General features: G+C 69.3%; 35 protein-coding genes and 1 other RNA gene. 24 read left to right on the top strand and 12 right to left on the bottom strand.

Annotation, left to right across the window (positions count from 1 at the left end):
* The first annotated feature begins 13 nt into the window (after positions 1 to 13).
* Together ligD (JKG67_RS04520) and ligD (JKG67_RS04515) are read left to right on the top strand one after the other, a co-directional pair.
* Complete coding sequence (gene ligD, locus JKG67_RS04520) at positions 14 to 928, top strand: non-homologous end-joining DNA ligase (RefSeq protein WP_238997968.1); 915 nt, start codon at positions 14 to 16, stop codon at positions 926 to 928.
* The gene (ligD, locus tag JKG67_RS04515) at positions 925 to 1,848 is read left to right on the top strand and encodes a non-homologous end-joining DNA ligase (RefSeq protein ID WP_203336084.1); all 924 of its coding nucleotides are present in this window, start codon (positions 925 to 927) and stop codon (positions 1,846 to 1,848) included. The genes ligD (JKG67_RS04520) and ligD (JKG67_RS04515) overlap by 4 nt, the downstream gene beginning before the upstream one ends.
* An 18-nt stretch (positions 1,849 to 1,866) precedes the next feature.
* Here the strand turns inward: ligD (JKG67_RS04515) and JKG67_RS04510 are convergent, their stop codons facing one another.
* Genes JKG67_RS04510 through JKG67_RS04490 form a run of 5 tightly spaced genes read right to left on the bottom strand, consistent with a single transcriptional unit; the run spans position 1,867 to position 4,094 of the window.
* Positions 1,867 to 2,424 carry a DUF1707 SHOCT-like domain-containing protein gene (locus JKG67_RS04510; protein ID WP_307816429.1) on the bottom strand — a complete coding sequence of 186 codons (558 nt, stop codon included), beginning with the start codon at positions 2,422 to 2,424 and terminating at the stop codon, positions 1,867 to 1,869.
* Positions 2,425 to 2,448: 24 nt separating this feature from the next.
* Positions 2,449 to 2,571, bottom strand: coding sequence for a type B 50S ribosomal protein L36 (gene ykgO, locus JKG67_RS04505; protein ID WP_203336083.1), 123 nt, complete (start codon positions 2,569 to 2,571; stop codon positions 2,449 to 2,451).
* Entirely contained in the window at positions 2,568 to 2,762 is a 195-nt protein-coding gene (gene rpmF, locus JKG67_RS04500) for a 50S ribosomal protein L32 (RefSeq protein ID WP_203336082.1), read from the bottom strand. The genes ykgO and rpmF overlap by 4 nt, the downstream gene beginning before the upstream one ends.
* Positions 2,763 to 2,775: 13 nt before the next feature.
* Positions 2,776 to 3,852 carry a CobW family GTP-binding protein gene (locus JKG67_RS04495; RefSeq protein ID WP_203336081.1) on the bottom strand — a complete coding sequence of 359 codons (1,077 nt, stop codon included), beginning with the start codon at positions 3,850 to 3,852 and terminating at the stop codon, positions 2,776 to 2,778.
* On the bottom strand, positions 3,849 to 4,094 hold the full coding sequence (locus JKG67_RS04490) for a type B 50S ribosomal protein L31 (RefSeq protein WP_203336080.1): 246 nt from the start codon (positions 4,092 to 4,094) through the stop codon (positions 3,849 to 3,851). Before JKG67_RS04490 ends, JKG67_RS04495 begins: the two co-directional genes overlap by 4 nt.
* Before the next feature lie 58 nt (positions 4,095 to 4,152).
* Between JKG67_RS04490 and rpmB the strand changes: the two genes are divergently transcribed.
* Genes rpmB through rpsN form a run of 3 tightly spaced genes read left to right on the top strand, consistent with a single transcriptional unit; the run spans position 4,153 to position 4,861 of the window.
* Positions 4,153 to 4,389, top strand: coding sequence for a 50S ribosomal protein L28 (gene rpmB / locus JKG67_RS04485; RefSeq protein WP_203336079.1), 237 nt, complete (start codon positions 4,153 to 4,155; stop codon positions 4,387 to 4,389).
* Complete coding sequence (rpmG, locus tag JKG67_RS04480) at positions 4,389 to 4,556, top strand: 50S ribosomal protein L33 (RefSeq protein ID WP_238997967.1); 168 nt, start codon at positions 4,389 to 4,391, stop codon at positions 4,554 to 4,556. The genes rpmB and rpmG overlap by 1 nt, the downstream gene beginning before the upstream one ends.
* Positions 4,556 to 4,861 carry a 30S ribosomal protein S14 gene (rpsN, locus tag JKG67_RS04475; protein WP_203336078.1) on the top strand — a complete coding sequence of 102 codons (306 nt, stop codon included), beginning with the start codon at positions 4,556 to 4,558 and terminating at the stop codon, positions 4,859 to 4,861. The genes rpmG and rpsN overlap by 1 nt, the downstream gene beginning before the upstream one ends.
* Positions 4,862 to 4,915: 54 nt before the next feature.
* Here the strand turns inward: rpsN and JKG67_RS04470 are convergent, their stop codons facing one another.
* From JKG67_RS04470 to JKG67_RS04455, 4 genes are all read right to left on the bottom strand, one after another.
* On the bottom strand, positions 4,916 to 5,728 hold the full coding sequence (locus tag JKG67_RS04470) for an ABC transporter permease subunit (protein ID WP_203336077.1): 813 nt from the start codon (positions 5,726 to 5,728) through the stop codon (positions 4,916 to 4,918).
* Positions 5,725 to 6,642: an ABC transporter ATP-binding protein gene (locus JKG67_RS04465; protein ID WP_203336076.1), complete on the bottom strand. Its 918-nt coding sequence runs from the start codon at positions 6,640 to 6,642 to the stop codon at positions 5,725 to 5,727. The genes JKG67_RS04470 and JKG67_RS04465 overlap by 4 nt, the downstream gene beginning before the upstream one ends.
* Positions 6,643 to 6,742: 100 nt before the next feature.
* Entirely contained in the window at positions 6,743 to 8,035 is a 1,293-nt protein-coding gene (locus tag JKG67_RS04460) for an HNH endonuclease signature motif containing protein (protein WP_203336075.1), read from the bottom strand.
* Positions 8,036 to 8,135: 100 nt separating this feature from the next.
* Positions 8,136 to 9,092 (bottom strand): prenyltransferase/squalene oxidase repeat-containing protein, encoded by a 957-nt coding sequence (locus tag JKG67_RS04455; RefSeq protein WP_203336074.1) that lies wholly within the window; start codon positions 9,090 to 9,092, stop codon positions 8,136 to 8,138.
* Positions 9,093 to 9,320: 228 nt separating this feature from the next.
* Between JKG67_RS04455 and JKG67_RS04450 the strand changes: the two genes are divergently transcribed.
* The 3 genes from JKG67_RS04450 (at position 9,321) to JKG67_RS19320 (ending at position 11,450) form a co-directional block, all read left to right on the top strand.
* Positions 9,321 to 10,421 carry an ice-binding family protein gene (locus tag JKG67_RS04450; RefSeq protein ID WP_203336073.1) on the top strand — a complete coding sequence of 367 codons (1,101 nt, stop codon included), beginning with the start codon at positions 9,321 to 9,323 and terminating at the stop codon, positions 10,419 to 10,421.
* Positions 10,422 to 10,611: 190 nt separating this feature from the next.
* On the top strand, positions 10,612 to 11,118 hold the full coding sequence (locus JKG67_RS04445) for a class F sortase (RefSeq protein WP_203336072.1): 507 nt from the start codon (positions 10,612 to 10,614) through the stop codon (positions 11,116 to 11,118).
* Complete coding sequence (locus JKG67_RS19320; RefSeq protein WP_504739126.1) at positions 11,034 to 11,450, top strand: DUF5956 family protein; 417 nt, start codon at positions 11,034 to 11,036, stop codon at positions 11,448 to 11,450. The genes JKG67_RS04445 and JKG67_RS19320 overlap by 85 nt, the downstream gene beginning before the upstream one ends.
* A gap of 81 nt (positions 11,451 to 11,531) precedes the next feature.
* Here JKG67_RS19320 and JKG67_RS04440 read toward each other — a convergent pair whose 3' ends face one another.
* Positions 11,532 to 12,209 (bottom strand): Ltp family lipoprotein, encoded by a 678-nt coding sequence (locus JKG67_RS04440; protein ID WP_203336071.1) that lies wholly within the window; start codon positions 12,207 to 12,209, stop codon positions 11,532 to 11,534.
* A 149-nt stretch (positions 12,210 to 12,358) separates the two neighbouring features.
* On the opposite strand from JKG67_RS04440, the gene JKG67_RS04435 reads away from it, so the two are divergent.
* The 7 genes from JKG67_RS04435 to JKG67_RS04405 are packed head-to-tail and all read left to right on the top strand — an operon-like array spanning position 12,359 to position 16,857.
* A complete protein-coding gene (locus JKG67_RS04435; protein ID WP_203336070.1) occupies positions 12,359 to 13,627 on the top strand; it encodes a TadA family conjugal transfer-associated ATPase in 1,269 nt (422 codons plus the stop codon).
* Positions 13,627 to 14,481, top strand: a complete 855-nt coding sequence (locus JKG67_RS04430) for a type II secretion system F family protein (protein WP_203336069.1) — start codon at positions 13,627 to 13,629, stop codon at positions 14,479 to 14,481. The genes JKG67_RS04435 and JKG67_RS04430 overlap by 1 nt, the downstream gene beginning before the upstream one ends.
* Entirely contained in the window at positions 14,478 to 15,416 is a 939-nt protein-coding gene (locus JKG67_RS04425; protein ID WP_238997965.1) for a type II secretion system F family protein, read from the top strand. The genes JKG67_RS04430 and JKG67_RS04425 overlap by 4 nt, the downstream gene beginning before the upstream one ends.
* Positions 15,417 to 15,433: 17 nt before the next feature.
* Complete coding sequence (locus JKG67_RS04420) at positions 15,434 to 15,610, top strand: hypothetical protein (RefSeq protein ID WP_203336068.1); 177 nt, start codon at positions 15,434 to 15,436, stop codon at positions 15,608 to 15,610.
* 1 nt (position 15,611) lies between these two features.
* A complete protein-coding gene (locus JKG67_RS04415; RefSeq protein WP_203336067.1) occupies positions 15,612 to 15,998 on the top strand; it encodes a TadE/TadG family type IV pilus assembly protein in 387 nt (128 codons plus the stop codon).
* Positions 15,995 to 16,429 carry a hypothetical protein gene (locus JKG67_RS04410; RefSeq protein ID WP_203336066.1) on the top strand — a complete coding sequence of 145 codons (435 nt, stop codon included), beginning with the start codon at positions 15,995 to 15,997 and terminating at the stop codon, positions 16,427 to 16,429. The genes JKG67_RS04415 and JKG67_RS04410 overlap by 4 nt, the downstream gene beginning before the upstream one ends.
* Positions 16,426 to 16,857, top strand: coding sequence for a pilus assembly protein TadG-related protein (locus JKG67_RS04405; protein ID WP_203336065.1), 432 nt, complete (start codon positions 16,426 to 16,428; stop codon positions 16,855 to 16,857). The genes JKG67_RS04410 and JKG67_RS04405 overlap by 4 nt, the downstream gene beginning before the upstream one ends.
* Positions 16,858 to 16,879: 22 nt before the next feature.
* Here the strand turns inward: JKG67_RS04405 and JKG67_RS04400 are convergent, their stop codons facing one another.
* On the bottom strand, positions 16,880 to 17,254 hold the full coding sequence (locus JKG67_RS04400; RefSeq protein ID WP_203336064.1) for a hypothetical protein: 375 nt from the start codon (positions 17,252 to 17,254) through the stop codon (positions 16,880 to 16,882).
* 298 nt (positions 17,255 to 17,552) lie between these two features.
* Here JKG67_RS04400 and JKG67_RS04395 point away from each other — a divergent pair, with 298 nt between their 5' ends.
* Both JKG67_RS04395 and JKG67_RS04390 read left to right on the top strand, forming a co-directional pair.
* Positions 17,553 to 17,771, top strand: coding sequence for a hypothetical protein (locus JKG67_RS04395; protein ID WP_203336063.1), 219 nt, complete (start codon positions 17,553 to 17,555; stop codon positions 17,769 to 17,771).
* Between the two features lie 110 nt (positions 17,772 to 17,881).
* Positions 17,882 to 18,049: a hypothetical protein gene (locus JKG67_RS04390; RefSeq protein WP_203336062.1), complete on the top strand. Its 168-nt coding sequence runs from the start codon at positions 17,882 to 17,884 to the stop codon at positions 18,047 to 18,049.
* Between the two features lie 16 nt (positions 18,050 to 18,065).
* Here the strand turns inward: JKG67_RS04390 and JKG67_RS04385 are convergent, their stop codons facing one another.
* A complete protein-coding gene (locus JKG67_RS04385; protein WP_203336061.1) occupies positions 18,066 to 18,845 on the bottom strand; it encodes a mechanosensitive ion channel family protein in 780 nt (259 codons plus the stop codon).
* Positions 18,846 to 18,970: 125 nt separating this feature from the next.
* Here JKG67_RS04385 and prfB point away from each other — a divergent pair, with 125 nt between their 5' ends.
* The 7 genes from prfB (at position 18,971) to ssrA (ending at position 24,937) form a co-directional block, all read left to right on the top strand.
* Positions 18,971 to 20,080 carry a peptide chain release factor 2 gene (gene prfB / locus JKG67_RS04380; RefSeq protein ID WP_203336060.1) on the top strand — a complete coding sequence of 370 codons (1,110 nt, stop codon included), beginning with the start codon at positions 18,971 to 18,973 and terminating at the stop codon, positions 20,078 to 20,080.
* Between the two features lie 24 nt (positions 20,081 to 20,104).
* Positions 20,105 to 20,797, top strand: coding sequence for a cell division ATP-binding protein FtsE (ftsE, locus tag JKG67_RS04375; protein WP_203336059.1), 693 nt, complete (start codon positions 20,105 to 20,107; stop codon positions 20,795 to 20,797).
* A gap of 8 nt (positions 20,798 to 20,805) precedes the next feature.
* The gene (gene ftsX, locus JKG67_RS04370; RefSeq protein ID WP_203336058.1) at positions 20,806 to 21,717 is read left to right on the top strand and encodes a permease-like cell division protein FtsX; all 912 of its coding nucleotides are present in this window, start codon (positions 20,806 to 20,808) and stop codon (positions 21,715 to 21,717) included.
* A gap of 56 nt (positions 21,718 to 21,773) precedes the next feature.
* Positions 21,774 to 23,066: a peptidoglycan DD-metalloendopeptidase family protein gene (locus JKG67_RS19010; protein WP_203336057.1), complete on the top strand. Its 1,293-nt coding sequence runs from the start codon at positions 21,774 to 21,776 to the stop codon at positions 23,064 to 23,066.
* Between the two features lie 69 nt (positions 23,067 to 23,135).
* Entirely contained in the window at positions 23,136 to 23,612 is a 477-nt protein-coding gene (gene smpB / locus JKG67_RS04360) for an SsrA-binding protein SmpB (RefSeq protein ID WP_203336056.1), read from the top strand.
* Positions 23,613 to 23,615: 3 nt separating this feature from the next.
* Entirely contained in the window at positions 23,616 to 24,542 is a 927-nt protein-coding gene (locus tag JKG67_RS04355; RefSeq protein ID WP_307816428.1) for an amidohydrolase family protein, read from the top strand.
* A gap of 22 nt (positions 24,543 to 24,564) precedes the next feature.
* Positions 24,565 to 24,937: a transfer-messenger RNA gene (gene ssrA / locus JKG67_RS04350) on the top strand.
* Positions 24,938 to 24,981 lie beyond the last annotated feature (44 nt).

Here is a 24,981-nt window from a genome sequence, read left to right as displayed (position 1 = left end):
GAGGATGGGTCCCATGCTCCGACCGATGCTCGCCACTCCGGGTGACCGGGTGCCCGTCGGCGACCAGTGGCGGCACGAGGTGAAGTGGGACGGCGTGCGGCTGCTGGCTGACGTCACCGCTGCTCGGCTGCGGTTGAGCACCCGCAACGGCAACGACGCCACGGCTGGCTACCCCGAGTTGGCCGGATTGGTCGGACGGGACCTGCTGCTGGACGGCGAACTGGTGGTGCTGATCGACGGTCGCCCGTCGTTCGCTGCGCTGCAGCACCGGATGCATGCCCGGGACCCGCGGCGAGTGGCTGTCCTCGCGCGGCGGCATCCGGCGCACTTCCTCGTCTTCGACCTGCTCCGGCTGGACGGCCGGGAGCTCGTCGACGAGCCGTGGCATCGTCGGCGCGCCCTGCTCGAGGAGTTGGACCTGGCCGGCGTGCACGTGCCCGACGTCTACGAGGATGGTGCGACGCTGCTGGCCGCCACCGCCGAGCAGGGACTGGAGGGGGTGGTCAGCAAGCGGGTGGAGGCCCGCTACCAGTCGGGCGTCCGGAGCCGGGACTGGCTGAAGTTCGCGCATCGTCGACGGGAGACGTTCGTGGTCGGCGGGTGGCGCCCCGAGGTGGGCAGCGCCGACCGGCTGGGCGCCTTGCTGGTGGGCGAACCGACCCCCGACGGCCTCCGCTACCGGGGCCGGGTGGGCAGCGGCCTCAGTGGCCGGGCGGCGCGACAGTTGCGGGAGCTGATGCTGCCCGGGCCGGCGTCGCCGTTCGCCGACGAGGTGCCGACCGCGGACGCGTCGGGCGCGCGGTGGGTGCAGCCGTTGCTGTACGTCGACGTCGAGGCGCTCGGCAGGTCGGCCAACGGACGACTGCGCCAGCCGTCGTACGTCGGGTTGCGCAGCGACCTGCCGGACCGGGGGAGGGGGAGCGAGTGAGCGAGGTCTTCGTCGACGTCGAGGGGCGGACGCTGAAACTGACCAACCTGGACAAGGTCCTCTATCCGGTCACCGGGACCACCAAGGCCGAGGTGCTGCACTACTACGCCCAGGTGGCGCCGGTGCTGCTGCCGCACCTGGCCGGCCGCCCGGTGACCCGGATCCGGTGGCCGCACGGAGTGGCGGAGCCGAGCTTCTTCGAGAAGAACGCCCCGGCGGGGACGCCGAGTTGGGTGCGCACGGTCACCGTGCCCACCACCGGGTCACGGTCCGGGTCGGGGCCCGGGGACCTGGTGTTCCCGATCGTGGACGACCTGGCCACGTTGACCTGGCTGGCCAACCTGGCCGCGCTGGAGTTGCACGTGCACCAGTGGCAGGCGGACACCGACGGCACGCCGCGGTCGCCCGACCGGCTGGTGATCGACCTCGACCCTGGTGAGCCTGCCGGGTTGCCGGAGTGCTGCGAGGTCGCGCTGCTGGTCCGTGACCGGCTCGCCCAGCACGGGCTGGCGGCGCTCCCGGTGACCAGTGGCAGCAAGGGCCTGCACGTGTACGCCGCGCTCCCCGGCGGCGCCAGCACCGAAGCAGCCAGCGCCGAAGCAGCCAGCGCCGAAGCCGCCAGCGCCCTCGCCCGGCAGATAGCCGAGGAACTGCAGCGGGAGCGGGGTGACCTGGTCACCGCGACGATGACCAGGGCGAGGCGGCGCGGCAAGGTCTTCTTGGACTGGTCGCAGAACGCAGCCTCCAAGACGACTGTGTCGCCGTACTCGCTGCGCGGCACCGACCGACCCCAGGTGGCTGCCCCGATCACCTGGGACGAGGTGGCGGCCGGGGCGGAGGATCCGCTGGCGCTGGAGCAGTTCGGCCCGGACGCGGTGCTGGCCAGGGTCGCCGACCACGGCGACCTGTTCCGACTCTGACCCGACAGCCGGACCCGGTCAGCTCTGGCTGTCGTCCTCGGGGTCCTCGCTGGCCGCCCGACCGAGTTCCTTGGCCTGCTTGCGCTCGAGTTTGGCGCGATGCTTGGCGATGATGTCCTCGCGACGCACCAGGGTCTGCACGAGGTTCACGCCGGTGGCCAGCATCACGAAGGCCGGCCAGAAGAAGCCGCCGGGCATCACCACCGCCCAGATCACCAGGCAGACCATGCTCGGGATCAGGAAGCTGGACACCGCTTCGCGCCGGCCCCGCTGGAAGGCGGCGACGGCGCGCAACTCCAGATCGGTCGGGGTAGCCGCGATCAGGCCGGGTGTGCCGGGCCGACGCGGGGGCAGCAGGTCCGCCACGAGTCCCGGCAGTTCACCCAGGGTGCGCGCTCCCAGCGCGCTGGTGCTGCGCTCGTCGTACTCGCCCAGGGTGAGCCTGCCGTCGCTGAGGGCCTCCCGGAGCAGGTCGTTGACCCGGTCCCGGTCAGCGTCGGAGGCGAGCAGGGAGCCGCCGTCGGAGTCGCGGGGGTCGGTGGCGAACCCGCTCCAGAAGTCGTCGGCCGTCTGCACGGCACCGAGTCTAGGGGGCCCCGTTCAGCCTTGGCGGCCCTTCATCCGCGGGTTCTGCTTGTTGAGCACGTAGATCCGTCCGCGGCGGCGGACCACCTGGGCGCCGGGCTGGTTCTTCAACGAGCGGATCGAGTTGCGGACCTTCATCGGATCTCCTTGAGTCGTTGGCCGGTGGTCGGGTCGATCAGGCCACGCTGGACGGCGTTGATCAGCCGGCGGGGCACGCGGTGCTCCACGCCGTTGACCGTCACCGGGACCAGGTCGGGCGCGGAGGCCTTCCACTGGGACCGGCGGTGGCGGGTGTTGCTGCGCGACATGCGTCGCTTCGGGACTGCCATGGGGTTCCTTCTCTCAGGCGATATCGCGGATCGGGCCGAGCCACGGCTCGAAGCCGTCGTCGTAGACGCCGGTCCAGCGGGGCAGGTCGGCCAGTTCGGTGGGCTGCAGCAGCAGGCCCTCGAAGACCTCGGTCAGGTGGGCGGGGGCGGTGCCGACGCCGGTGAGCACCAGTCGGGTGCGAGCCGGGCGGCGTCCCCACGGCTCGCCGGTGCCGATGCTGAGTTGGCCGCCGGAGCCTTCCCAGACGCAGGCCACCTCGGGGCGGGTGGGCAGCCAGAAGCAGCCACGGGACCGGTGCCGACCGGCGCCCAGCCGCTCCAGGTCCTCCAGCAGTCGGTCCGGGTGGAAGGCGCGGTGCGAGGTGAGTTCGAGTTGCCAGACCGCGTCCGAGGCGGGTGCCGGCAGGTCCATCACTCGGGTGGGGGAGGTCCAGGCGTGGCTGCGGGTGTGGCTGTGCCGGTGGTCGGCCGCCATCACGCCGGTGAGCTGCTCGGTGCCGACGATCACCTCGGCGTCGGGGCGGGCCAGGGTGCGGACCAGGGCATGGGCGCTGTCGTTGGGGGTGCCGGCGAGCACCACCAGATCGGCGTACTCGACCTGGGCGGTGGCCACCTCACCGACGCCGCGGCGATCGTCCTCGGAGCTGTGCCATCCGCGCTCGGACAGCAGGTCGTCCCCGAGCAGGTCCTCGACGAGGGTGTCCGCGTCCAGGGCTGCGACGATGCTGGTCACCTTGAGGCGACGGGAGAGGCGGGCGTCGAGGGCGAGGACGTGGCCGACGTGGAAGGCCTCGCAGCCGATCGGCAGGTGCGCGATGATCGAATCCCAGCGCCCGTCCGCGGCCAGTCGTTCCAGGGTGGGCACGATGTCCTCACGCAGCGCGCAGGTGACGCAGGCGTGCTCCAGCAGCATCTCCTCGTGCTCGATGACTCCGGAGGCGTCGCTGACCACTCGCTCCAGGACGCTGCGGTCCGGGTCGATGTGGTGGCGCACCGCGACCGCGCGGGCCAGGTCCCACTGCAGGGAGACCAGGGCGCTGGCCATCGGTGCCGGGTCGACCCCGCTGACCAGGACGACACCGGTTCTCATCCCTTCCTCCCGTAGCGACGCTCGAATGCCTCCACACGTCCCTCGGAGTCGATCAGCTTCGCCTTGCCGGTCCAGAAGGGGTGGCTGTCGCTGCTGACGTCCACGTCGACGACGGGGTAGGTCTGGCCGTCGATCTCGACGGTGTGGTCGCTGGTCCTGGTCGACTTGGTGAGGAACAGCTTGCCCGTGGACCGGTCCCGGAACACCAGCGGTCGGTACTCCGGGTGGATGCCCTGCTTCATGCGCTCTCCTGATGCTAGAATGAGAATCATTACCAATCATGCCAGACGGGAGAACGTCATGTCACGTCACTGCCAGGTGACCGGCGCCACGCCGGGCTTCGGCCACCACGTGTCGCACAGTCATCGCCGCACCAAGCGGCGCTTCGACGTCAACGTGCAACGCAAGCGCTACTGGGTGCCGAGCCTGGGTCGCCAAGTCACGCTGCGGGTCAGCGCCAAGGGGATCGGCATCATCGACCGGCGCGGCATCGACGCCGTGATCGCCGACCTGAGCGTGCGAGGAGAGAAGTTCTGATGGCCAAGAACAGCGACATCCGCCCGATCATCAAGCTCCGGTCGACGGCCGGGACGGGCTACACCTATGTCACCAAGAAGAACCGCCGCAACGACCCCGACCGGATGGAGCTGCGCAAGTTCGACCCGGTGATCCGACAGCACGTGATGTTCAAGGAGGAGCGCTGATGGCCAAGCAGTCGAAGATCGCCGCCCAGAAGCGTCGGGAGGCCGTGGTCGCCAAGTACGCCGAGCGGCGCGCCGAGCTCAAGGAGCAGGTCCGCCGCGCCGAGCCGGGTTCGGCCGAGCTGGCCGAGGCGGTCGCGCAGTTGTCGAAGCTGCCGCGGGACTCCTCGCCGACGCGGCTGCGCAACCGGGATCAGGTCGACGGCCGGCCGCGCGGCTTCCTGCGCAAGACCGGCACCTCGCGGATCCGGTTCCGGACGATGGCCCACGACGGCGAACTGCCCGGCATCACCAAGTCGAGCTGGTGACGCGCACAGGTGCGGCGCCCGGGACATCCGGGTGCCGCACCTGACTCATGTGCCCTACTTGACCTCGCTACGTCGCACCAGCCAAAGCCCGAGCGCCAGCGGGATGACCAGCCAGATCAGTCCGGAGACACCCAGCTGGGCCCACTGCTCGCCGGTGGGGTGCTCGTCGTAGAGGACGGTGCTGGCCATGTTGAAGTCCACCCACAGGTGGATGTCGCGGAACCACTCCTGGAACGCGGCCAGCGCGGCGAGCAGACCCGGCAGCACCAGGGAGTAGACGAAGTAGGCGACGATCGCGCCCGGTGAGTTGCGGATCAGCACGCCCAGCGTGAAGCCGATCAACATCACCAGCACGAACGCGGCGACGTTCTGCGCGAGGATCTGCGCCGAGGTGTCCCAGACCGGGTCGATGCCGTGGATGGCGGCGCCGAGCAGGTTGCCCAGTGACCCGATGGCCAGCATCACCGGGACCACCACCACGCCGACCAGGACGGTCGCGACGAGTTTGGCGCCGAGCACCCGGCCGCGGCGCGGCACCAGGGTGAACGAGGTGAGTCCGGTGCGTTGGCTCCACTCGCTGGTCACCGCGAGGATGGCGACGATCGGCAGCAGGCTGCCTGCCGGCACCCCGACCGCGGTGGCGAACGACTCGAAGGTGATGAACTCGGCCGGTGCGAACGCGATCACCGCGGCGGTGGCCACCAGGGCCAGCGCGGCGATGGTGATCAGCAGCCAGCGGCCACTGCGGGTGTCGAACATCTTGCGCAGTTCCACGCCCACCAGTCGGGTGAACGGGATCGGCGCCGGGGCGGTCCGCGGACGCGGAGCTGCGGGTGCCTCCGTGGGGGTCAGTAGTGCGGTGCTCATGCCGCTCCTTCCAGGTCCGTGAGTCGGCTCTCGCGCTGGGTGTCAGCGGTGAGCTCGAGGAACATCTCTTCCAGTCGGGCGCCGTCGCTGGCGCGTAGTTCGGTGAGGGCGATCCGGGCGGCGAGCGCCAGTTCGCCGACCGCGGCGGGGGTGGCATCGGTCTGCACGGCGCCATCGGGGGTGAGGGTCACCTCGTGCCCGGCCGCGGCGAGTGCGGTGGCCAGGGCGGTGACATCGGCCGCGCACACCCGGGTGCTGGCGCTGGCGAGCAGTTCGGCGATGGTGCCCTCGGCGACGATCCGGCCCTGGCCGATGACCACGATGTCGTCGGCGATCGCCTCGATCTCGTGCAGCAGGTGCGAGGAGAGCAGCACGGTGCCGCCGGCGTCGGCGAAGTCTCGGAGCAGGTCCCGCATCCAGCGGATGCCGGCCGGGTCGAGGCCGTTGGCCGGCTCGTCGAGGATCAGCACCTCCGGGTCGCCGAGAAGCGCGGTGGCGATGCCGAGGCGCTGCCGCATGCCCAGGGAGTAGTTGCGGACCCGCCGGGTCGCCTCGGTGTCGGTGAGGCTGACCCGGGCCAGCATCTCGTCCACCCGAGAGGTGGGCAGGCCCATCGTCTTGGCGGCGATGGTCAGGATCTCGCGGCCGGTGCGGCCGGCATGTTGGGCGGAGGCGTCCAGGAGTACGCCGACCTCGCGCCCGGGGTTGGGCAGGTCGGTGTAGCGGCGCCCCAGGATGGTGGCCTGACCGGCGGTGGCCTCGGTGAGGCCGACCATCACCCGCATTGCGGTGGACTTGCCGGCGCCGTTGGGGCCGAGGAAGCCGGTCACTCGGCCGGGCTGGGCGGTGAACGAGACGTGGTCGACGGCGGTGAGCCCGCCGTACCGCTTGGTCAGGGATTCGACTGTGATCATGACCGTCACGATGTCGCGGATGACCCGATGGGCGCTTCGGGTACCTCCCCGGGCCTGCCCCCGGGTCGCCCCTGAGGTCGGCTCAGGGTCGGCGGGTCCTTCAGGCAGCGGTCTGGTCGCGCGGGTCGGTCGCGATCGCTCGAGTGCCGGTGTGGTCCACGAGGTAGGTGTGGCCGTGTGGGTCCTGCCAGAGGTAGATGCCTGGGAAGGGCTGCTTGACCTGCCACCGGGTGAAGGTCTTGATCCGGTGGTGGTGGCTGGTCATAGGACCGTAGTTGCCGATGCCCGAGACACCGCCCGCCGCGTGGGGGACAGTGTGATCGATCTGCATCCCGCGGCTGACCGAGGATGCGTAGGGGAAGACATCGGCCGGCGTCATCAGGCGCACGGCCTGTCTATGTCGGTCGGGGATCTCCCAGGCATCGACGGGAGCCTGGTCGTGAGGGTGGAACACGGGCCGGATGGTGAATCTGGCGTAGCGGCCCAGGTGGTGTCGGACCCACTCCTCGGTGACGGGTTGATGGCCTTCGATCCGGGCGACCCCGGTGCCGTCGACGCCGCCGTACAGATGGACGAACAGTTGGACCCGCGGCATCAGGTCGGCCAGGTCGATGCCAGCCAGGTCGATGTCAGCCAGGTCGATGCCGGCCAGCACGGCCACCGCTCGGACGCGGAGCTCGTCGGGGCTGGGCCGCTCGTCGTCGGGGCCGCTGGCCTCGGGAAGGGTGGCGGCGAGTTTGCTGGCGATGGTGGTGACGGCGGCGTCGATGAGGTCGATGGTGGCGACATCGGCACGGATCAGGAACGAGGCCATCCCGGCGTTCTCGGTGCCCAGCTTCCTGGCAAAGGTTGCCTTCGCTGCCTTGGTCTCCCGCTCCCGAGCGGCGTCGAGGTCGGCGGCGTCGACGGCTGCGGTCACGAGGGTCTCGAACCGCGACCAGCTGACCCGGCCATCGGCGGACTCGACCACCCGGGCGTCGACGTACCCGGCCTGGGCCGCGGTCAGGTCCCGGGCTCGGGCGACCACGTGCCGGGCGTAGGAGACCTTCACCTCCAGGGCCTGCACTCGTGCCCACAGCAGCGGGAACCGGTGCTCGAGATCGAGGGCGTCGGCGATCAGCGCGCGGGCGGCGTACGGCGAGACGCCGAGCCGGGCGCCGAACTCGGCGGCGGCGAACTCGGCCACCTCGGGGGTGCCCTGGCCGCCCCAGCGACGGGCTCGCTCGCGGCCCGGGGCCGTGGTGGCGGGCAGGGTGTCGGGGTTGTTCAGCACCGCCCACTGGTAGCCAGCCCGCAGCAGCTGCACCTCGGCCACGCGCACCGACCGGGCCTGGGCACCGGCGAAGTCGAGCAGTGCCCCGCTCGTCAGCTCGGTCAGGTCCGTGGCCTCCATGAGAACCAGCCAACACCAGCCCTCCGACATTTTCGGTCGCCAGCGGAGTCGGCCAGTCGGCGGTCGAGTGCGAGCGCCAGCGAGCGTATTGAGACCCCGGTCATAGGACCGCCTCGTCCCACCAGCGCAGCACCCGGGTCGCGTGGAAGGTCACCCACTTCGAGGGTTCGCCGCCGGCCACATCGACCTCGAACCAGACCTGGCCCGGATGCCGTCGTGCCTGCAGCCAGGTGCCGTCACTCTGGCGGGCAGCGCGGATCATCTCGATCGCCTCGGCCATCCTGGGGTCCGGGGCGGTGCCGTCGAGCAGGGCCGCGGCCCTGAAGTGGTCGGCGGCGTTCAGCACGTTGTAGTACCAGCGGAACGGGTAGGCGAAGCGACGCACCCAGTCGGCGACGGGTTCGCCGGTGCTGAGGCGCCGGTAGAGGTGCCGCTCCAAGAGGTACTCCTCGCCGCCGCGGCGGGCGTCTCGGGTCGCGGTGGTGCCACCGGTGGCCGCCTGGTGGGCGAGCATGCCCTTGAGTGAGTTGAGCGTGGAGTGGTACGACGAGCGGGTCGACCCTTCCACCCAGTCGCAGTTCCAGCCGCCGTCGGCGAGGCGGTGCTCGACGAACCAGTCCGCCAGCGGCTCGACATCCGCGCCCAGCCACAGCCCGTTCATCAACGTCCAGGCGTTGATGCAGCAGTCAACCTCGCCGCCCCAGTACGGCAGATCGTCGTACTCCCAGCGGCTGTTCTCGGCCAGCAGATCGGCGGTGCCGGCCAGGCGCTCCGCGTCCACCCCCCACTCGCGCAGCGCGGAGAGCGCCCAGGTGGTTGCCGTCCACGGCTGCCCCTCGGTCTCGACGCGGTCGAAGTCGAAGCCGGCCGGGAAGAAGGCCCCGCCGTCCCACTGCCCGTCGGCATCCTGCAGCGCGAGCAGTCGGGCCCCGAATCCCTCGGTGGCGACCCGGGCCCGTGTCGCCTGCCACACCTCGGGCGGCTCGTCGGCCAGGTCGCGTTGCACCTGCCAGCGCAGCGCGGGGTCGGAGTCCAGCAGCCAGGTGAGCACCTCCATAGCGGCACGGTACCGCCGCTATTGACATAACTCAGGTTGAGGACGATGCTCAGAGGAACCTTAGTTGGTTCTTCTTTCGCTGGGAGGCGACGGTCGAGGTTGTCACCGACCCTGTTGGCGCCGTCGATCAGGGTTCGTGCGGACCGCCCCCGAACCCCACCCGACTCGGGACGTGTTCGGCTAGCCTCCGGGAGGTACTTGATGCATGGCTCGATTCATCGTCCGAAGGTGACTCCTCGGCGATTCCACAACGCACGTGACTCAATCCTGATCGGCTTCTGTGCGGCCGCCCTACTCTTGGTCCCGGCGAACAGCGCCCACGCCCAAGCGACCGTCGTGCCGCTCGGCACTGCTGAGAGTTTCGCCATCCTCGCGGGCTCGACCATCACCAACACCGGCTCGAGCACGGTCACCGGGGACATCGGGCTCGCCCCCGGCACGTCGTTCGCCGGACAAGCGGGGGTGACCCAGCTCGACGGAGTCACCAACATCGACGATGGTCGGGCAGCGATCGCGAAGGAAGACCTGGTCAACGCGTACAACAACGCCGCTGGTCAGACACCTCCGGAAGCGGAATCGCCTGCCGTCCTCACCGAGGGCCAAACGTTGACTCCTGGCATCTACAACTCCGCGTCCTCGATCTCCCTCACAGGCGGGATCACACTGGACGGCGGCGGCGACCCGGATGCGGTCTTCGTCTTCCAGGCTGGATCCACCCTCATCACGGCGTCCAACAGCAGCGTCACTCTGATCAACGGCGCAGACGCGTGCAACGTCTTCTGGCAGGTCGGCACTTCAGCCACCCTCGGCACCACGACCAGCTTTCAGGGGACCATCCTCGCCTTGCAGAGCATCACCTTGAACACCAACGCCACGGTCGAGGGCCGAGTGCTCGCCCGCAATGGCGCTGTCACGATGGACAGCAACACCATCACTCGGCCCGAGTGTGACGGCAGGAACGGCAACGGCAACGGCAACGGCAACGGCAACGGCAACGGCAACGGCAACGGCAACGGCAACGGCAACGGCAACGGCAACGGCAACGGCAACGGCAACGGCAACGGCAACGGCGGAAACGGCAACGGCGACGGCGGCAATGGCGGCGGCAACGGAAACGGCGGTGGCGGTGGCGGCGGTGGCGGTGGCGGTGGCGGCGGTGGCGGTGGCGGCGGCGACGGTCAGGTCCCGAACGTGCCGGACGGGCCGGTGGACACTGGTGACGCCGGTGCGCAATCGGCTGCCATCAACTCATATCTACTGCCCGGTGTCCTGCTGGCCGGCGCGGCTGGCGTGGCGTTGCTCCTGACACGGCGTCGCTGGTGCTCCTGAGGGCACTCCGGTGCAGCACGAACACCCAACAGGGTCCGGGCGCGGCTGTCGCCGGACCCTGCTCGGTGCCCTCGCGGCCGTGGTGACGCTCGCTCTGGCGACCGCCGGCTGTTCGGATGGATCGGATGCCCAACCGTTGCGCGCGACCGCGCAGAGCACGGCACCGCCTGTCGCCGAGGCCACACCTTCCGTGACGCCCACGCGTGCCGCGGAGCCCGAGAGGTCCGTGGTGCCGGGACCCATGGCGGCGTCGACACCGGTCCGGGTGCAGATCCCAGCGATCGACGTGGACTCTGAACTGATGGGTCTGGGGCTGCAGGAGGACGGGACGATGGAGGTGCCGCCGGCTGGCTTTCCCGCTGGCTGGTACGTCGGAGCGCCCACGCCGGGTGAGCTCGGGCCAGCGATCATCGCGGGCCATGTGCGCTGGCGGGGGCCGGGTGTCTTCCGCGATCTGGAGAAGCTCCGCCCCGGCGACGAGGTGATCGTCACCCGAGAGGATGGGAGCGTCGCAACCTTCCGTGCCACGCGGGTAGAGAATCATCTCAAGAGTGAGTTCCCTACCCAGGAGGTGTACGGGGACATCGACCACGTGGGACTGCGACTGATCACGTGCGGTGGGCTGGACCCCGCAACTCGTACCTTCAACGACAACGTCATCGTCTTCGCCGAACTGGTGGGCTCCCACTCACCCTAGGTGTCACTGCGGGACCTTCGGGCTCCACGTCGCCGACCCTGGGACTGTCGGATGAGGGCGTCCTCGAGCGGGACTGGTCTGAGAACCTGGTTGCGGAGCAGCGGGCTGAGATCGATGGCGAACTCGTCGCCGTCGGGTTTCCGCCAGCCCCGCATGAGCGTCTGTGGTTCCTAGGTTTGCCTGGGGGATGGGCCGATCTCTCCGCCTACTTGGCGGACTTGGATGACCGCGCCGAGGCACAGGGCCTCGGCGGCGGTACGCAGAATCCGGAGTGGGTCGACTTCGTCTGGGTCGAGATTCGGCGCGACTTTGCCCGCCTCGGGCCAGGCTAGCTCGGGCTAGAGACACCCAGCTGAGGCGGTGCGTGCCCACCCGGCGCTAAGTCACCACCCGTCGGGACGGTCCGCGTCAGCTCAGAGGCCGACCGCGTCCGCGCCGTGCTCGGCCTGCTTGCGGGTGAAGCCCTCGAACACCAACTGGTCGATGAGACCGGAGCGGGAGAACGCGGTATAGGAAAGGTACTGCTCGGCCGACTTGGCCGCCTGCTCCATCCAGTCCACCTCGATGGCGTCCACACCGTAGGCGGCGTCGTCCTGGGAGTACCCCTCGAACTTCAGCTGGTCGATGAGGCCCGTCCGCGAGAACGCGGTGTAGGAGATGTACTGCTCGGCGGAACGGCGCGCGTTCGCCTGCGCGGGAGTCTCGGCCGGTTCAGCGGCCTCCTGCTCCACGGGCTCCGGCTCCGGCTCCGGTTCGGGCTCGGGCTCCGGTTCGGGCTCCGGTTCGGGCTCGGGCTCCGGTTCGGGCTCGTCCACCGTCGTGGTCGAGCCGGCGTCGTCCACCTGGGCGGAGTCGGCCTGGCCGACGGTGTCCGGCGTCTCGTCCGCAGCCGCCCCGCTGAGTACGGCCAGCACGACGACGAGGCCGACGGCGCCGGTCACGATGCCCTTCACCTTGGTCGACAGTCGGGGATGCAGCCACAGGAAGATCAGGCCGGCGGGGAAACAGAAGAGCAGGGCAACGACGATCACCCAGGTCCTATGGATGAATGAGGTGGCGGGCGCCACGGGCGGTGCGGTGGATTCGTTCATGCCGGTGAACCTAGGGAGACCCCCCGACTCATCGTCGATGGTCGACCAGCGGGCGTCATCCACAGGATGAACAGTCGTGCTGTCGCCATCCGGTGTCGAACGCTTAGAGTGTCCGCGACGATCAACTTCCATCTCGGGACGGGGCTCGCATGATCTCGGCTACGGCGTACAGCCATCCGTACAGTCCGGCGCACGCCGAACTGCTCGACCACTTCGACGCGGACGTCCGTGACCGGGTGCGGAGGCAGGGCGTCGATCCGCAGCGGGACACTGCCGTGGTACGTCGGATCGTCGAGGAGATCGTCGCCGAGCACGAGGACCGCAGCCTCTCGGGGGCGGTCACGCCGCTGGTCGATCCGTCGGCGGTGGTGGGGGAGTTGCTCGCGCGGATCTCCGGCTTCGGCCCGTTGCAGCCGTTCCTGGACGACCCGGAGATCGAGGAGATCTGGATCAACGACCCCAGCCGGGTCTTCGTGGCCAGGCACGGGCGCCACGAGTTGACCAACCTGGTGCTCACCGCCGCCCAGGTCAATGAGCTGGTGGAGCGGATGCTCAAGGCCAGTGGTCGGCGGATCGACATCAGCCAGCCCTTCGTGGACGCGATGCTGCCCGACGGGCATCGGCTGCATGTGGTCCTGGAAGGGATCGCTCGGGAGTTCACCGCGGTCAACATCCGCAAGTTCACGCTGCGCGCGACCGGGCTGAACGACCTGGTCGAGCTCGGCTCACTCAGCGCACGGGCGGCCACCTTCCTCGAAGCGAGTGTCCGAGCCGGGCTCAACATCCTGGTCGCCGGTGGCACCCAGGCCGGGAAGACCACCCTGCTGAACTGCCTGGCCAGCGCCATCCCCGGCGGACAGCGCGTGATCTCCGCCGAGGAGGTCTACGAGCTCCGCTTCAACCACCCCGACTGGGTGCAGTTGCAGACCCGCCAGGTCGGCCTCGAGGGCACCGGCGAGGTGCGGCTGCGGGACCTGGTCAAGGAGAGCCTGCGGATGCGGCCCAGCCGGATCATCGTCGGCGAGGTCCGCGCCGAGGAGTGCCTGGACCTCCTCCTCGCGCTCAACTCGGGCCTGCCGGGGATGTGCACACTGCACGCCAACAGCGCCCGCGAGGCCCTCGTGAAGATGTGCACGCTGCCGTTGCTGGCCGGCGAGAACATCTCGGCCCGCTTCGTGGTCCCCACGGTGGCCAGCTCGGTGGATCTGGTCGTGCACCTGGGCATCGACAACGACGGGGTACGCCGGGTCAACGAGATCGTCGCCGTCACCGGGCGGGTGGAGAACGACATCATCGAGACCGAGCCGGTCTTCGTGCGGCCGGCGGGTGAGCTGGTCCGCGGCCAGGGCATGCCGATCCGTCCGGAGCGGTACGCGCGGGTCGGGGTCGACGTGCACCAACTGCTGGGACCGGCCTGATGGGGGTCGTCCTTGGGCTCAGCACCGGACTCGGCCTGGCGTTGATCTGGGCCGCAGTGGCGATGCCGCCCCGGGCAGCGAGGACCGCCACCCGGACTGGTCGGCTCCGGGCGCTGTTGGTCCGGGCCGGACTGGGGCAGGTCGCACCGTCCGGCTTCGTGACCCTGTGCGTGGTGTCGGCCCTGGCCGTCGGGCTCCTCATCCAGGTGCTGTCGCGGACCTTGCCGGTCGCGATCGTCTTCGCCACCATGGCCGGCTGGCTGCCTGTGATCCTGGTCAGCAGCCGCGCCCGGAACCGGCAACGCGAGTTCGCCCAGGTATGGCCCGAGGCCGTCGACAACCTCGCCTCCGCCGTCCGGGCGGGGCTCTCGCTGCCAGAGGCGGTCGCCGCATTGGGGCAACGCGGCCCCGAGCCGTTGCGGCCGGCGTTCACCCAGTTCGCCCTGGACTACCAGCTCACCGGCCGCTTCAGTGAGTCTCTGGACCGGCTCAAGGAGCGGCTCGCCGACCCGGTCGGCGACCGGGTCATCGAAGGCCTCCGGGTCGCCCGCGAGGTCGGCGGCGGCGAACTCGGCCGCCTGCTGCGCAACCTCTCCGGCTACCTGCGCGACGAGGCCCACACCCGCAGCGAGATGGAGTCCCGGCAGACCTGGACCGTCGCCGGAGCACGGATGGCCGTCGCAGCCCCCTGGCTGGTGCTGTTCCTGCTCTGCTTCCAGCCCGAGGTGATCGGCCGCTACAACTCGGCCGGAGGCGTGCTGGTGCTGGCCGGCGGTGCCGGCTGCTGTGTGGTCGCCTACCGGCTGATGATGCGGATCGGCCGTCTCCCCACCGAACAGCGGATCCTCACATGATGGTCTGGGGAGCGCTGCTCGGTGGCATGCTCGGCTTCGGGGTCTGGCTCACCGGTGACCGGCTCTGGGCCAGACGACGCCCTTCGTTGGCGGTCCGGGTCCTCCCGCACCTGGCCGACCTGCCGCGACCCGCCGGCGTACCCAGAGCGCAGCCGCCGACCCAGACCGGACCGTGGGCCGCCGCGGCAGGTGTCTTCGGCCCAGCGCTCAGCTCCACCGCCGACGCCGTGGGCCGGATCCTCGGCGGCGCCACCGCGGTCCGGCAGCGGTTGCGGCGGGCCGGTCTCGAGACCGACGTGGCCGCCTTCCGGGTGGAGCAGGTCCTCTGGGGCTTCGCCGGGCTCGCGGTGGTCGCACTGCCGTTGGGCATCGGCGCCTTCCGGGAGCCTTCCCGGATCCCGACACTGCTGATCCTGGGTGCGGTCGCGTTCGTGGTCGGCGTGCTTGCCCGGGACACCTGGCTGACCTCGCAGGCCAAGTCACGCGAGCGGCAGATCCTCACCGAGTTCCCCACCATCGCCGAACTGCTCGCCCTGGCGGTCGCCGCCGGCGAGAGCCCGGTCAGCGCACTGGACCGAGTGGTACGCCGCAGCGGAGGCGCGATGTCGCAGGAGCTCGCCCGGGTGCTGGCCGAGGTACGCACCGGGATGCCGGTGGCGATCGCCTTCGACCGGATGGCCTCGTCCACCGGACTGCCTCTGGTGGCCCGGTTCGCCCAAGGTGTGGCGGTCGCTGTCGAACGCGGCACCCCGCTCGCCGACGTGCTGCATGCCCAAGCCGCCGACGTACGCGAAGCCGGCCGACGACAACTGATCGAGACCGCTGCCCGCAAGGAGGTGCTGATGATGGTCCCGGTGGTCTTCCTGGTGCTTCCGGTCACCATCGTCTTCGCCTTCTACCCGGGCCTGATCGGCCTGAACCTGACCACGCCCTAGAGGAGAGGAACACCCCCATGCACCATCTGCCCGCCCGCCTGCACGCCAGGATCCTTGGCCGCGACGAACGCGGCGACGTCCCCGGCTGGGTGCTGATCACCATCATGACCGTCGCCCTGGTGGTGGCGATCTGGGCCGTGGCCGAGACCGAGCTGCGTCGGATGCTCAGCGACGCCCTCAACAGCGTCCGCTGAGATGCGCCGGGGTCGGAGCCAGCGGGGGTCGGCGGTCGTCGACTTCGTTCTGCTCGCCATGATCCTGGTGCCGTTGCTGCTCGGCCTGATCCACCTCGGCCTGGTACTGCACGTGCGGAACACGCTCAACGCTGCTGCCTCCGACGCGGCCCGGCACGGCGCCCGTCTCGACCGTGGCCCCGACGAGGCCAGGGCCCGGGCCCGTCAGGTCGTCTCCCGAGTGCTGGCCGCCCGCTTCGCCGACGACATCGCCGCGGGCTACGCCGAGGTGGAGGGCGCCGCGGTGCTGGAGGTCCGGATACGGGCGACCGTGCCGCCGCTGGGTCTGTGGGGGCCGGCCACCGAGGTCTCCGCGGTCGGACGCTCGGTGCGCGAGCGGGTGCCATGAGGCGGCGTCGCGACGAGGCCGGGACGATGCTGGTGGAGTTCACCTGGCTGGGACTGCTGCTCCTGGTGCCGCTGATCTACCTGATGGTGACCGTGTTCGAAGTGCAACGTGAGGCCTATGCCGCCACCGCCGCAGCCAGCGCAGCGGGTCGGGCGATCTCGGTCGCCGGTAGTGACGAGGAGGCTCACCGCCAGGCCCGCGCCGCGGTGACGCTGGCCTACGCCGATCAGGGGATCGACGACCCGCGGTGGGCACTGGAGGTGGATTGCTCGCCCTCCTCCTGTCTGGCGCCGGGCGCGGTGATCGAGGTGCGGGTCTCCTCACGGATCGATCTGCCGTTGCTGCCCAGGGTCTTCGGCTCCGCCCAGCCGAGCATCCCGGTGAGTGCCAGTCACACCGTGCCCCGGGGCCGCTTCCGGAGCGGCGGATGAGTCGCGGCGAGCAGGGACAGACCACGCTGTTCATCGTCGGGGTGGCCGTGATGGTGATGATGGTGGCAGCGGTGGTCGTGAACGCCTCCGCGGCGTACCTGCAGCGCGCCGGGCTGGACAACCTGGCCGACGGGGCCGCTCTGTTCGCGGCCGAGTCCTCCTCCGGGACCACCGGCGGGGTCCTCCCCGGCGGAGACGAGTACCTGGTCATCGAGGCCGCCGCCGCCCGGGCCGCGGTGGCGGCCTATCTGACCGACACCGGGGCCGGGCAGCAGTACGACGACCTCCAGATGACCGTGCGGGTGGCCGGTGACCGGGTGCTGGTCCGGCTCAGTGCTCGCCTGGAGCTGCCGCTCGGGTTGCCGTTCGCCCCCGAGGCGCCACGGGTGGGGGCGGACGGGTCCGCCTCGTTGCGGCTGCGGCAGTGAGGCGTCGAGCAGAACTACCCAGTCACCTACGCGGAGTGAAGGACGTCGCGCAGGTGCGCGATCTGCCGTTCTTGGTGACAGTCACCGAGACCTTCACCCTGTAGCCGGGCGTGGCTCCCGAGATGTAGTACTTGAGGGTTGCCCTGCCGACGGAGTTCGCCTTCCCCCTCTTGATGGTCTTCGTCGTCTTGTAGTGCGCGACGGTTCGGACCGTGGCAGCAGGCGCCGTCTTCACTCGTACGTACACGTTGGAGTACCGCTTGGGATTCGAGTCGGACACGCTGGCCGTGCAGGAGAGGGCGGCAGCGTTCGCGGCGGTGGGGACGAGAAGCGGCGAGGCCACGAGCACCATGGCCGCCCCGAGCGAGGCGATACGGCGCAAGAGCAGCGAGGACATGGGGTCTCCAAGGGTCCAAAGAGGGGGGTGTCCCCTCATGGTCACATCGCGCCGAGGTCGGTGTCCCGGGATTGGGGGAATGGCAGGAACTTGGTTGCCGTGTTGCCGTGTTGCCGCCGCCCCGCTGCCCGTCGGCATCCTGCAGCGTGAGCAGTCGGGCCCTGAATCCCTCGGGCTGTGTTCGGGCGACACGGGCTCATCGCGGCGCGGCGCCTGGGGAGTACCATCCCTGTGCTCACCTGTTGTACGGGCACGATGCGGGAAGGGCTGATGCGGGGTGGCTGAGCAGGTCCCTGTCGTGGGCAACATCTTGACGCTCATCGAGCGCCGTGACTGGGCACGCCTGGAGCGTTTCCTGGCCCCCGATGTGCACTGGACGACCGGCATCGAGGAGCAGTTGCGCGGATCCACAGAAGTGATTGCCACCCTCCAGGACGACCCGGTGCCCGGCCCACCGGCGTTTCACGAAGTCGATGCCCAGGGACGGCTCACCCGATGGATCGACAAGGTGGGCTGAGGGGATGGGCCCAACAGCCTTCACGGCCTGGAGGGCAACGCGGTGCGGCGGACCTTGCCGCGACTACGGGGGCCTCGAGTAGGCTGCGAGCAGCTCGAAGGAGACTGCTGATGTGGAGGACGCCGGCTGCGGCCGCAGTGCGCATCGTCGCGTTCGTGGCCGTATCGGTCGCGACCTTTGAGTTCGCAATCCATCACAACCTCGAGGGACTTGTTACGGCGTACTTCTTCCTCCACTTCCCGGCGTGGGTGTTTCACCTTCCGTTGCCGCTCGGGTGACTCTCGACAGTCGTTGTCAGTACTGCGGGGGTTGCGGGCTCGGCGGGGCCTCCCCATACGGGGTCTGACCCATCGGGGCACCGCCCGCGGGGCTCTGCGGCGCCTGGGCCTTGGAGGCCTCGGAGCTGATCGTCTGCAGCCAGCCCTCCCAACGCGCCGTCATCGGCCGCACCAGGCCGCCGCCGACACCGACCACCAAGATGCCGCCGATGGTGGCCAGCACCGCGATCAGCACCGGCAGCGTCACCGTGGCGCCGACACCGATCTGGTTCAGGGCCGCGATCACACCGAGCGCCATGATGAAGACCGTGGTGATCCGGGTCAGCAACGCGCCGTACGACACGGCGGCGAGCGCCGCCCCCATCAGGTCGCGCACCGCGTTCGCGATCGCACCGACGACGACCAGGATGACTACCGCGACGAACAGGCTCGGCAACCAGGCGACGATGTCGTTGACGATCGCAGAGACCGGGTTGGTCGGCCCGAACGCACTCAGCGCCAACTGCAGGAAGATCAGCAGCAGGAAGTAGTAGACGAGCTTGGTGATCAGCCCGATCGGCTTGATCTGGGTGCCTTCGAGCATCCGATTGGCGCCGGACTTCTCCAGCACCGTGTTGAAGCCGAGTCTCTCCATCACCTTGCCCAACGCCCCGGAGACCGCCTTGGAGACGAGGATGCCGATGACCAGGACCACCAGGAAGATCGCGAGCTTCGGCACGAAGTTGGCGATCTGGGTCCAGGCGTTGGTGAAACCTGTCTGCCAGTCGATGAGGTTTGCTGCGATTTGTGCGGACATAACGTGACCTTCCGATCGAATTCGTCGGTTTCGATGTGTTTCCCCGCAGTCCTGCACTTCCATCCCTATCAACTCCAGCGCCCGGTGTCCACAGTTCTGCAGGGCGTGCCGTACCGTTGACTCTCGTGGCATCACCCGACCTCGACGCACGACTGAAGCAGCTCTCCGCAACGATGGCGACCATCGAGCAAGTGCTTGGCATCCCCGCCATGAACAGCGAGATCGCCGATCTGGAAGAGCAGGTGGCCGCCCCCGATCTGTGGGACGACCAGGCCAACGCCCAGCGGGTCACCGGCCGCCTCTCCGCCCTGCAGGGCGAGCTGGAGCGGTTCACCTCGCTGCACGATCGACTCGAGGACCTCGAGGTGCTCACCCAGCTCGCGGCCGAGGAGAGCGACGACGAGTCGATGGCCGAGGCCGAGGCCGAGTTCACCCGCGTCCAGAAGGCCGTCGAGGCGCTCGAGGTGCGCACCCTGCTCTCGGGTGAGTACGACGCCCGCGAGGCGCTGGTGATCATCCGTTCCGGCGCCGGTGGGGTGGACGCCGCCGACTTCGCCGAGATGCTGATGCGGATGTACACCCGCTGGGCCGAACAGCGGAAGTACCCCGTCGAGGTCTTCGACACCTCCTACGCCGAGGAGGCCGGCATCAAGTCGGCCACCTTCGCGATCCACGCGCCGTACGCCTACGGCACCCTCAGCGTCGAGGCCGGCACCCACCGACTGGTCCGGATCAGCCCCTTCGACAACCAGGGCCGCCGGCAGACCAGCTTCGCCGCGGTCGAAGTGGTGCCGGTGCTGGAGCAGACCGACGAGATCGACATCCCCGACGAGGAGATCCGGGTCGACGTCTACCGCTCGTCCGGCCCCGGCGGTCAGAGCGTGAACACCACCGACTCCGCGGTCCGGCTCACCCACCTGCCGACCGGCACCGTGGTCAGCTGCCAGAACGAGAAGAGCCAGCTGCAGAACCGCGCCAGTGCGATGGTGATCCTCAAGGCGAAACTCCTGGCGCTGAAGAAGGCCGAGGAAGAGGCGCACCTGAAGGAACTCAAGGGTGACGTGGCCGCCAGTTGGGGTGACCAGATGCGCAGCTACGTGCTGCACCCGTACCAGATGGTCAAGGACCTGCGCACCCTGCACGAGACCGGCCAGACCCAGGCAGTCTTCGACGGCGACATCGACGGCTTCCTCGAGGCCGGGATCCGTTGGCGGCGCGGCGCCACCGTCGACTAGGACCCGCTGAGTAGTCTCGGCCCAGTGATTCGCTTCGAGAAGGTCACCAAGACCTACCCCGGGCAGGGACATGCAGCCCTGCGTGACGTCTCCGTGGACGTCGAGAAGGGGGAGTTCATCTTCCTCGTCGGCTCCTCGGGGTCCGGCAAGTCCACGTTCCTGCGCCTGGTGCTCCGCGAGTACCGGCCCACCTCCGGCCGCGTCTACGTCGCCGGCAAGGAGATCAACCGGATGGCCGGCTGGAAGGTGCCCCGGCTACGTCGCCAGATCGGCACCGTCTTCCAGGACTTCCGGCTGCTGCCCAACAAGACGGTCACCGAGAACGTCGCCTTCGCCCTCCAGGTGATCGGCAAGTCCCGCGGCCACATCAACCGCGTGGTGCCGGAGACCCTGGAACTGGTCGGCCTGGACGGCAAGGGGCACCGGATGCCCGACGAACTCTCCGGCGGTGAACAGCAGCGGGTCGCCATCGCGCGCGCGTTCGTGAACCGGCCGATGATCCTGATCGCCGACGAGCCGACCGGCAACCTCGACCCCACCACCTCGGTCGGGATCATGAAGCTGCTGGACCGGATCAACCGCACCGGCACCACCGTGGTGATGGCCACCCACGACGCCGGCATCGTTGACCAGATGCGCAAACGCGTCATCGAACTCGACCATGGCACCGTCATCCGGGACGAGGCGCAAGGCGTCTACGGCCTGCCGAACCGCTAGGACCCCCCGTGCCTCTTCGCTATGTCTTCACCGAGCTCTTCCAGGGCCTTCGCCGCAACCTCTCGATGCACCTGGCCGTCGTACTCACCCTCTTCGTCTCTCTCACCCTGGTCGGCCTGGGGGTGCTGCTGAACCAGCAGGCTGCCAAAGCCGAGGCGTACTGGGGCAGCCAGTTGCAGATCACCGTCTTCCTCTGCCGTGACCGCGACGACAACCCCAGTTGCAACGGGGAGGTCACCGACGCGCAGAAGGAGGCGATCCTCGACGTCGTCGAGACCAACCCCGAGGTCGCCGGGCACTACCTGGAGTCCAAGGAGGAGGCCTTCGAGAAGGTCAAGGAGATCTTCGGCGAGGAGCCGTTCTCCGGCCCCAACCCTGCCGCCGACGTGGACTCGATGCCGGAGGCGATCTGGATCGAACTGGTCGACCCACGCGACTTCGAGGGCATCACCAGTGCCGTGATCGGTCTGGACGGCGTCTCCTCGATCCGGGACCTCAGACACGCGCTGGCGCCGATCTATGCCTCCATCAACGTGCTCAAGTGGGGGGCCCTGGGCATCGCCGGATTCCTGGTGCTGGCCGCGATCCTGCTGGTCGGCAACACCATCCGTCTCGCCGCGGTCGCGAGACGTCGGGAGATCGGCATCATGCGCCTGGTGGGTGCCTCCACCCTCTACATCGCGTTGCCGTTCCTGCTGGAGTCGCTGGTCTCGGCGATCATCGGCGTCGGGCTGGCTGCCGGGGCGCTGGGTGCGTTCATGTACTTCGGTGTCCACCAACGGATCTCGGTGTTCATCGACTTCCTGCCCTGGATCGGCGTGGACGAGTACCTCTTCGCCGTGGCCGGCATCGCCATCCTGGGGCCGATGCTGACGATGCTGCCGACACTCGCACTTATCCGCAAATACGTAAAAGTGTGATCAAGGTCGTCTAACGTCGAAGCGTTCTCTTCCCCGAACACTCGAAGGCAGACCAGGTGCGTTCCTTCCCCCGTGCCCTCCGCCACCGGGCGACTGCGACTCTCGCAGCGCTGGTGCTGGTGGCTGGCGTCCCCGCAGTCGTCGTGGGCACCAACGCCGCGGCCTCGGAGCTGGAGGACCTCAAGGAGCGCAAGGGGAAGGTCACCAACCAACTCGGCAACGCCCAGGACGACCTCCGCGAGTCGAGTCAGCGTCTACGCCGCACCAGTCGGCAACTGGAGCAGGCCGAGGCGCGGCTCTCCACAGCCCGCAGTCGGCTCTCCACGGCGCGAACCCGGCTGGCAGAGGCCCGGGCAGAGGACGCCCGGATGGCCGATCGGCTCGCTGCCGCCGAAGAGCGGCTGCGGGTAGCCCGCGAGGAACTGCGGCAGGGTCGCGCAGATGTCGAGGAACAGGCGGTGCACGTGGAGCACGTGATCACCTCGGCGTACAAGGACGGCGACCCGATGATGCAGGGCTTCGTCACCCTGCTCGAGGCGAAGGACCCCGCCGACCTGATCCGCGCCTCCGAGGCGATGCGGATCTTCGCCGGGCACGAGGCCCGGACCCTGGACAACCTGCGCCAGGCCGAGGTGAAACTCGCGGTGCAACACAACAAGGTCCGGGACACCCGCGCCCAGGTGAAGGAGCGGCGCCAGGCCGCCGCCGATCACCTGGCCACGATGCGTTCCCTGGAGCAGGAGGCCCAGGCGGCCACCTCGCGCGTGGCCGACCTGGTCTCCCGGCACAGCCGAGCCCGCCGCGCCGCCGACAAGGCGAGGAAGCGTGACCTGGCCGTCATCGCCCGTCTGAAGCAGCAGCAGCAGCGCCTCGAGGAGCGGATGCGCAAGCGCGCCGAGGAGCTCAAGAAACAGGCCGCCGCCAAGGGCAACCTGCAGACCGGCCCCACCGGTGGCTACCTGAACTGGCCGGTGAAGGGCTACGTCACCTCCTCCTTCGGCTGGCGCAACCATCCGATCTACGGCTACCGGTCGCTGCACGACGGCGTCGACTTCGGCACCGGCGGGTGCGGCGCCCCGCTGTACGCCTCCGCGAACGGCACCGTGATGTCGCGCTACTACCAGACGGCCTGGGGCAACCGGCTCGTGATCGACCACGGACTCGTCCGCGGCCACGGCCTGGCCACCATCTACAACCACGCCGCCCGCTACATCGTCTCGCCCGGCCAGCGGGTCAGCCGCGGACAGGTGATCGGGTACGTCGGCTCCACCGGCTGGTCCACCGGCTGTCACCTGCACTTCACCGTGCTCCAGAACGGTCGCCCGGTCGACCCGTTCAACTGGTTCTGACCCCGCCCGCGCCGGTCGGGGGGCCAATCCGTTCGCCCAGGCTGCCGCGTCGATGCGAGAATGCCCAGCATGGTCAGGGAGCAGGGGCAGAAGGCGGTCGCCCAGAACCGCAAGGCGCGGCACGACTATCACATCGAGGACACCTACGAGGCCGGCATCGTGCTGGTGGGGACCGAAGTGAAGTCGCTGCGCCAGGGGAGGGCCTCCCTCGTCGACGGCTTCGGGGAGGTGGACGGACACGAGGTGTGGCTGCACAACGTGCACATCCCCGAGTACAGCCAAGGCACCTGGACCAATCACGCTGCCCGACGCCGCCGCAAGCTGCTGCTGAACCGACACGAGATCGACAAGCTCGAACGCAAGATCTCGGAGAAGGGCTACACGCTCATCCCGCTGTCGCTCTACTTCAAGGACGGCCGAGCCAAGGTCGAGCTCGGACTCGCCAAGGGCAAGAAGCAGTACGACAAGCGTCACTCCATCGCGGCCCGGGAGGCCGACCGGGAGAAGCAGGTCGAGATCGGCCGCCGACTCAAGGGCATGCGCTGACCCGTGCCAGTTGACCCGTTCGTGCTGCCCGACGAGGTGGCCGCCCTGCCCGCACGCCTGGGGATCGAGGGCTTCTTCGACGTGCACACCCACTTCATGGCCCCGCCGGTGATGGCCAAGGTGCGCCAGTACTTCGACGACGCCGGGCCGCTGCTGGGCCGCCCCTGGCCGTTGACCTATCGCGGCGACGAGACCGAGCTGGTCAGCCAACTCGGTGCCCTCGGCGTACGCCGGTTCTCCGCGCTCAGCTACGCCCACAAGCCCGGGATGGCCGAGTTCCTCAACGACTGGGCCGACGCGTTCGCCGACCGGGTGCCCGCAGTGCTCCGGTGCGGCACCTTCTTCCCCGAGCCCGAAGCCACGGCGTACGTCGGGAAGCGACTGGCCGGCGGAGTCGAACTGTTCAAGGTGCACGTGCAGGTGGGTGCCTTCTGGGTCACCGACCCGCTGCTGGACGAGAGCTGGGGGCAGATCGCCGAGGCGGGGGTGCCGGTGGTGCTGCACGCCGGCTCCGGTCCGGTCCCCAACGAGTTCACCGGCCCGGCGCCGGTGGCCGAACTGCTCCGCCGGCATCCGGGCTTGCGGTTGCTGTTCGCACACGCCGGCGCCCCCGAGTACGAGGAGTTCCTGGGGCTGGCGGAGCGCTATCCGGGGGTCGGGCTGGACACCACGATGGTCTTCACGTCGTTCTTCGACGAGATGGATTCGCCCTTCCCGGACCGGCTGCTGGGGCGGCTGGCCGCCCTCGGAGACAAGGTGTTCCTCGGTTCGGACTTCCCCAACATCCCGTATCCGTGGTGGCACCAGGTCGAGGTGCTGGTCGCGCTGCGGGAGCGGGAGCCGCTCTTGGACGACGCCTGGCTGGCCGGCGTGCTCTGGCACAACGCCGAACGCCTATTCGAGTCGCGCTCGGCGGGGTCCGCCCCGTAGACTGGACAAGTACAACTCAAGAGGGGCTGATCGGTTTCGACTTGGGACGCTAGTTCCAGGGGAAGCGGGTCGAGGAGCCAGCGTCATCTCGTAAACGATCGCTGGAAACGAATAGTTGCCGACTCTAAGCGCAACGACTTCGCTCTCGCTGCCTGATTGCAGTGATCGAAGGGTCTGACCGGGCATCCGTCTCCGTCCCGGATCCAGGCCTCATCAAGGGGACTAGCTGAACGATTCTGAGTCACGCAGAACGTTCGGGACTTTTTCGTGACTGAGCCTGTCGGCGACGTGTCAGTGCGAGCGCCGGGGAAGAGACAACGACAGCACTGACTGCACCCGGAGAAGACCTGGTTCGGCGCTCGAGGACCGGGGTTCGATTCCCCGCAGCTCCACGACGAGATCCTCACAATCGGGGAAGAATGAGTCCACAAGGCGGACC

This window comes from Nocardioides limicola (genome assembly GCF_016827675.1).
Classification (GTDB): Bacteria; Actinomycetota; Actinomycetes; order Propionibacteriales; family Nocardioidaceae; genus Nocardioides; species Nocardioides limicola.
The sequence above is the reverse complement of the archived record's forward strand: the minus strand, read 5'-3'. Positions and strand labels throughout refer to the sequence as shown.

Coding starts and splice junctions, on each gene's coding strand:
- ligD (WP_238997968.1), top strand. CDS start 14: ATGCTCCGACCGATGCTCGCCACTCCGGGTGACCGGGTGCCCGTCGGC.
- JKG67_RS04435 (WP_203336070.1), top strand. CDS start 12,359: ATGATCTCGGCTACGGCGTACAGCCATCCGTACAGTCCGGCGCACGCC.
- JKG67_RS04400 (WP_203336064.1), bottom strand. CDS start 17,254: ATGTCCTCGCTGCTCTTGCGCCGTATCGCCTCGCTCGGGGCGGCCATG.
- JKG67_RS04425 (WP_238997965.1), top strand. CDS start 14,478: ATGATGGTCTGGGGAGCGCTGCTCGGTGGCATGCTCGGCTTCGGGGTC.
- JKG67_RS04460 (WP_203336075.1), bottom strand. CDS start 8,035: ATGGAGGCCACGGACCTGACCGAGCTGACGAGCGGGGCACTGCTCGAC.
- JKG67_RS04410 (WP_203336066.1), top strand. CDS start 15,995: ATGAGGCGGCGTCGCGACGAGGCCGGGACGATGCTGGTGGAGTTCACC.
- JKG67_RS04490 (WP_203336080.1), bottom strand. CDS start 4,094: ATGAAGCAGGGCATCCACCCGGAGTACCGACCGCTGGTGTTCCGGGAC.
- JKG67_RS04495 (WP_203336081.1), bottom strand. CDS start 3,852: ATGAGAACCGGTGTCGTCCTGGTCAGCGGGGTCGACCCGGCACCGATG.
- ykgO (WP_203336083.1), bottom strand. CDS start 2,571: ATGAAGGTCCGCAACTCGATCCGCTCGTTGAAGAACCAGCCCGGCGCC.
- JKG67_RS04455 (WP_203336074.1), bottom strand. CDS start 9,092: ATGGAGGTGCTCACCTGGCTGCTGGACTCCGACCCCGCGCTGCGCTGG.
- JKG67_RS04390 (WP_203336062.1), top strand. CDS start 17,882: ATGTGGAGGACGCCGGCTGCGGCCGCAGTGCGCATCGTCGCGTTCGTG.
- rpmF (WP_203336082.1), bottom strand. CDS start 2,762: ATGGCAGTCCCGAAGCGACGCATGTCGCGCAGCAACACCCGCCACCGC.
- JKG67_RS04440 (WP_203336071.1), bottom strand. CDS start 12,209: ATGAACGAATCCACCGCACCGCCCGTGGCGCCCGCCACCTCATTCATC.
- JKG67_RS04415 (WP_203336067.1), top strand. CDS start 15,612: ATGCGCCGGGGTCGGAGCCAGCGGGGGTCGGCGGTCGTCGACTTCGTT.
- JKG67_RS04405 (WP_203336065.1), top strand. CDS start 16,426: ATGAGTCGCGGCGAGCAGGGACAGACCACGCTGTTCATCGTCGGGGTG.
- JKG67_RS04430 (WP_203336069.1), top strand. CDS start 13,627: ATGGGGGTCGTCCTTGGGCTCAGCACCGGACTCGGCCTGGCGTTGATC.
- rpmB (WP_203336079.1), top strand. CDS start 4,153: ATGTCACGTCACTGCCAGGTGACCGGCGCCACGCCGGGCTTCGGCCAC.
- rpsN (WP_203336078.1), top strand. CDS start 4,556: ATGGCCAAGCAGTCGAAGATCGCCGCCCAGAAGCGTCGGGAGGCCGTG.
- smpB (WP_203336056.1), top strand. CDS start 23,136: ATGGTCAGGGAGCAGGGGCAGAAGGCGGTCGCCCAGAACCGCAAGGCG.
- rpmG (WP_238997967.1), top strand. CDS start 4,389: ATGGCCAAGAACAGCGACATCCGCCCGATCATCAAGCTCCGGTCGACG.
- JKG67_RS04465 (WP_203336076.1), bottom strand. CDS start 6,642: ATGATCACAGTCGAATCCCTGACCAAGCGGTACGGCGGGCTCACCGCC.
- JKG67_RS04470 (WP_203336077.1), bottom strand. CDS start 5,728: ATGAGCACCGCACTACTGACCCCCACGGAGGCACCCGCAGCTCCGCGT.
- JKG67_RS04385 (WP_203336061.1), bottom strand. CDS start 18,845: ATGTCCGCACAAATCGCAGCAAACCTCATCGACTGGCAGACAGGTTTC.
- JKG67_RS04420 (WP_203336068.1), top strand. CDS start 15,434: ATGCACCATCTGCCCGCCCGCCTGCACGCCAGGATCCTTGGCCGCGAC.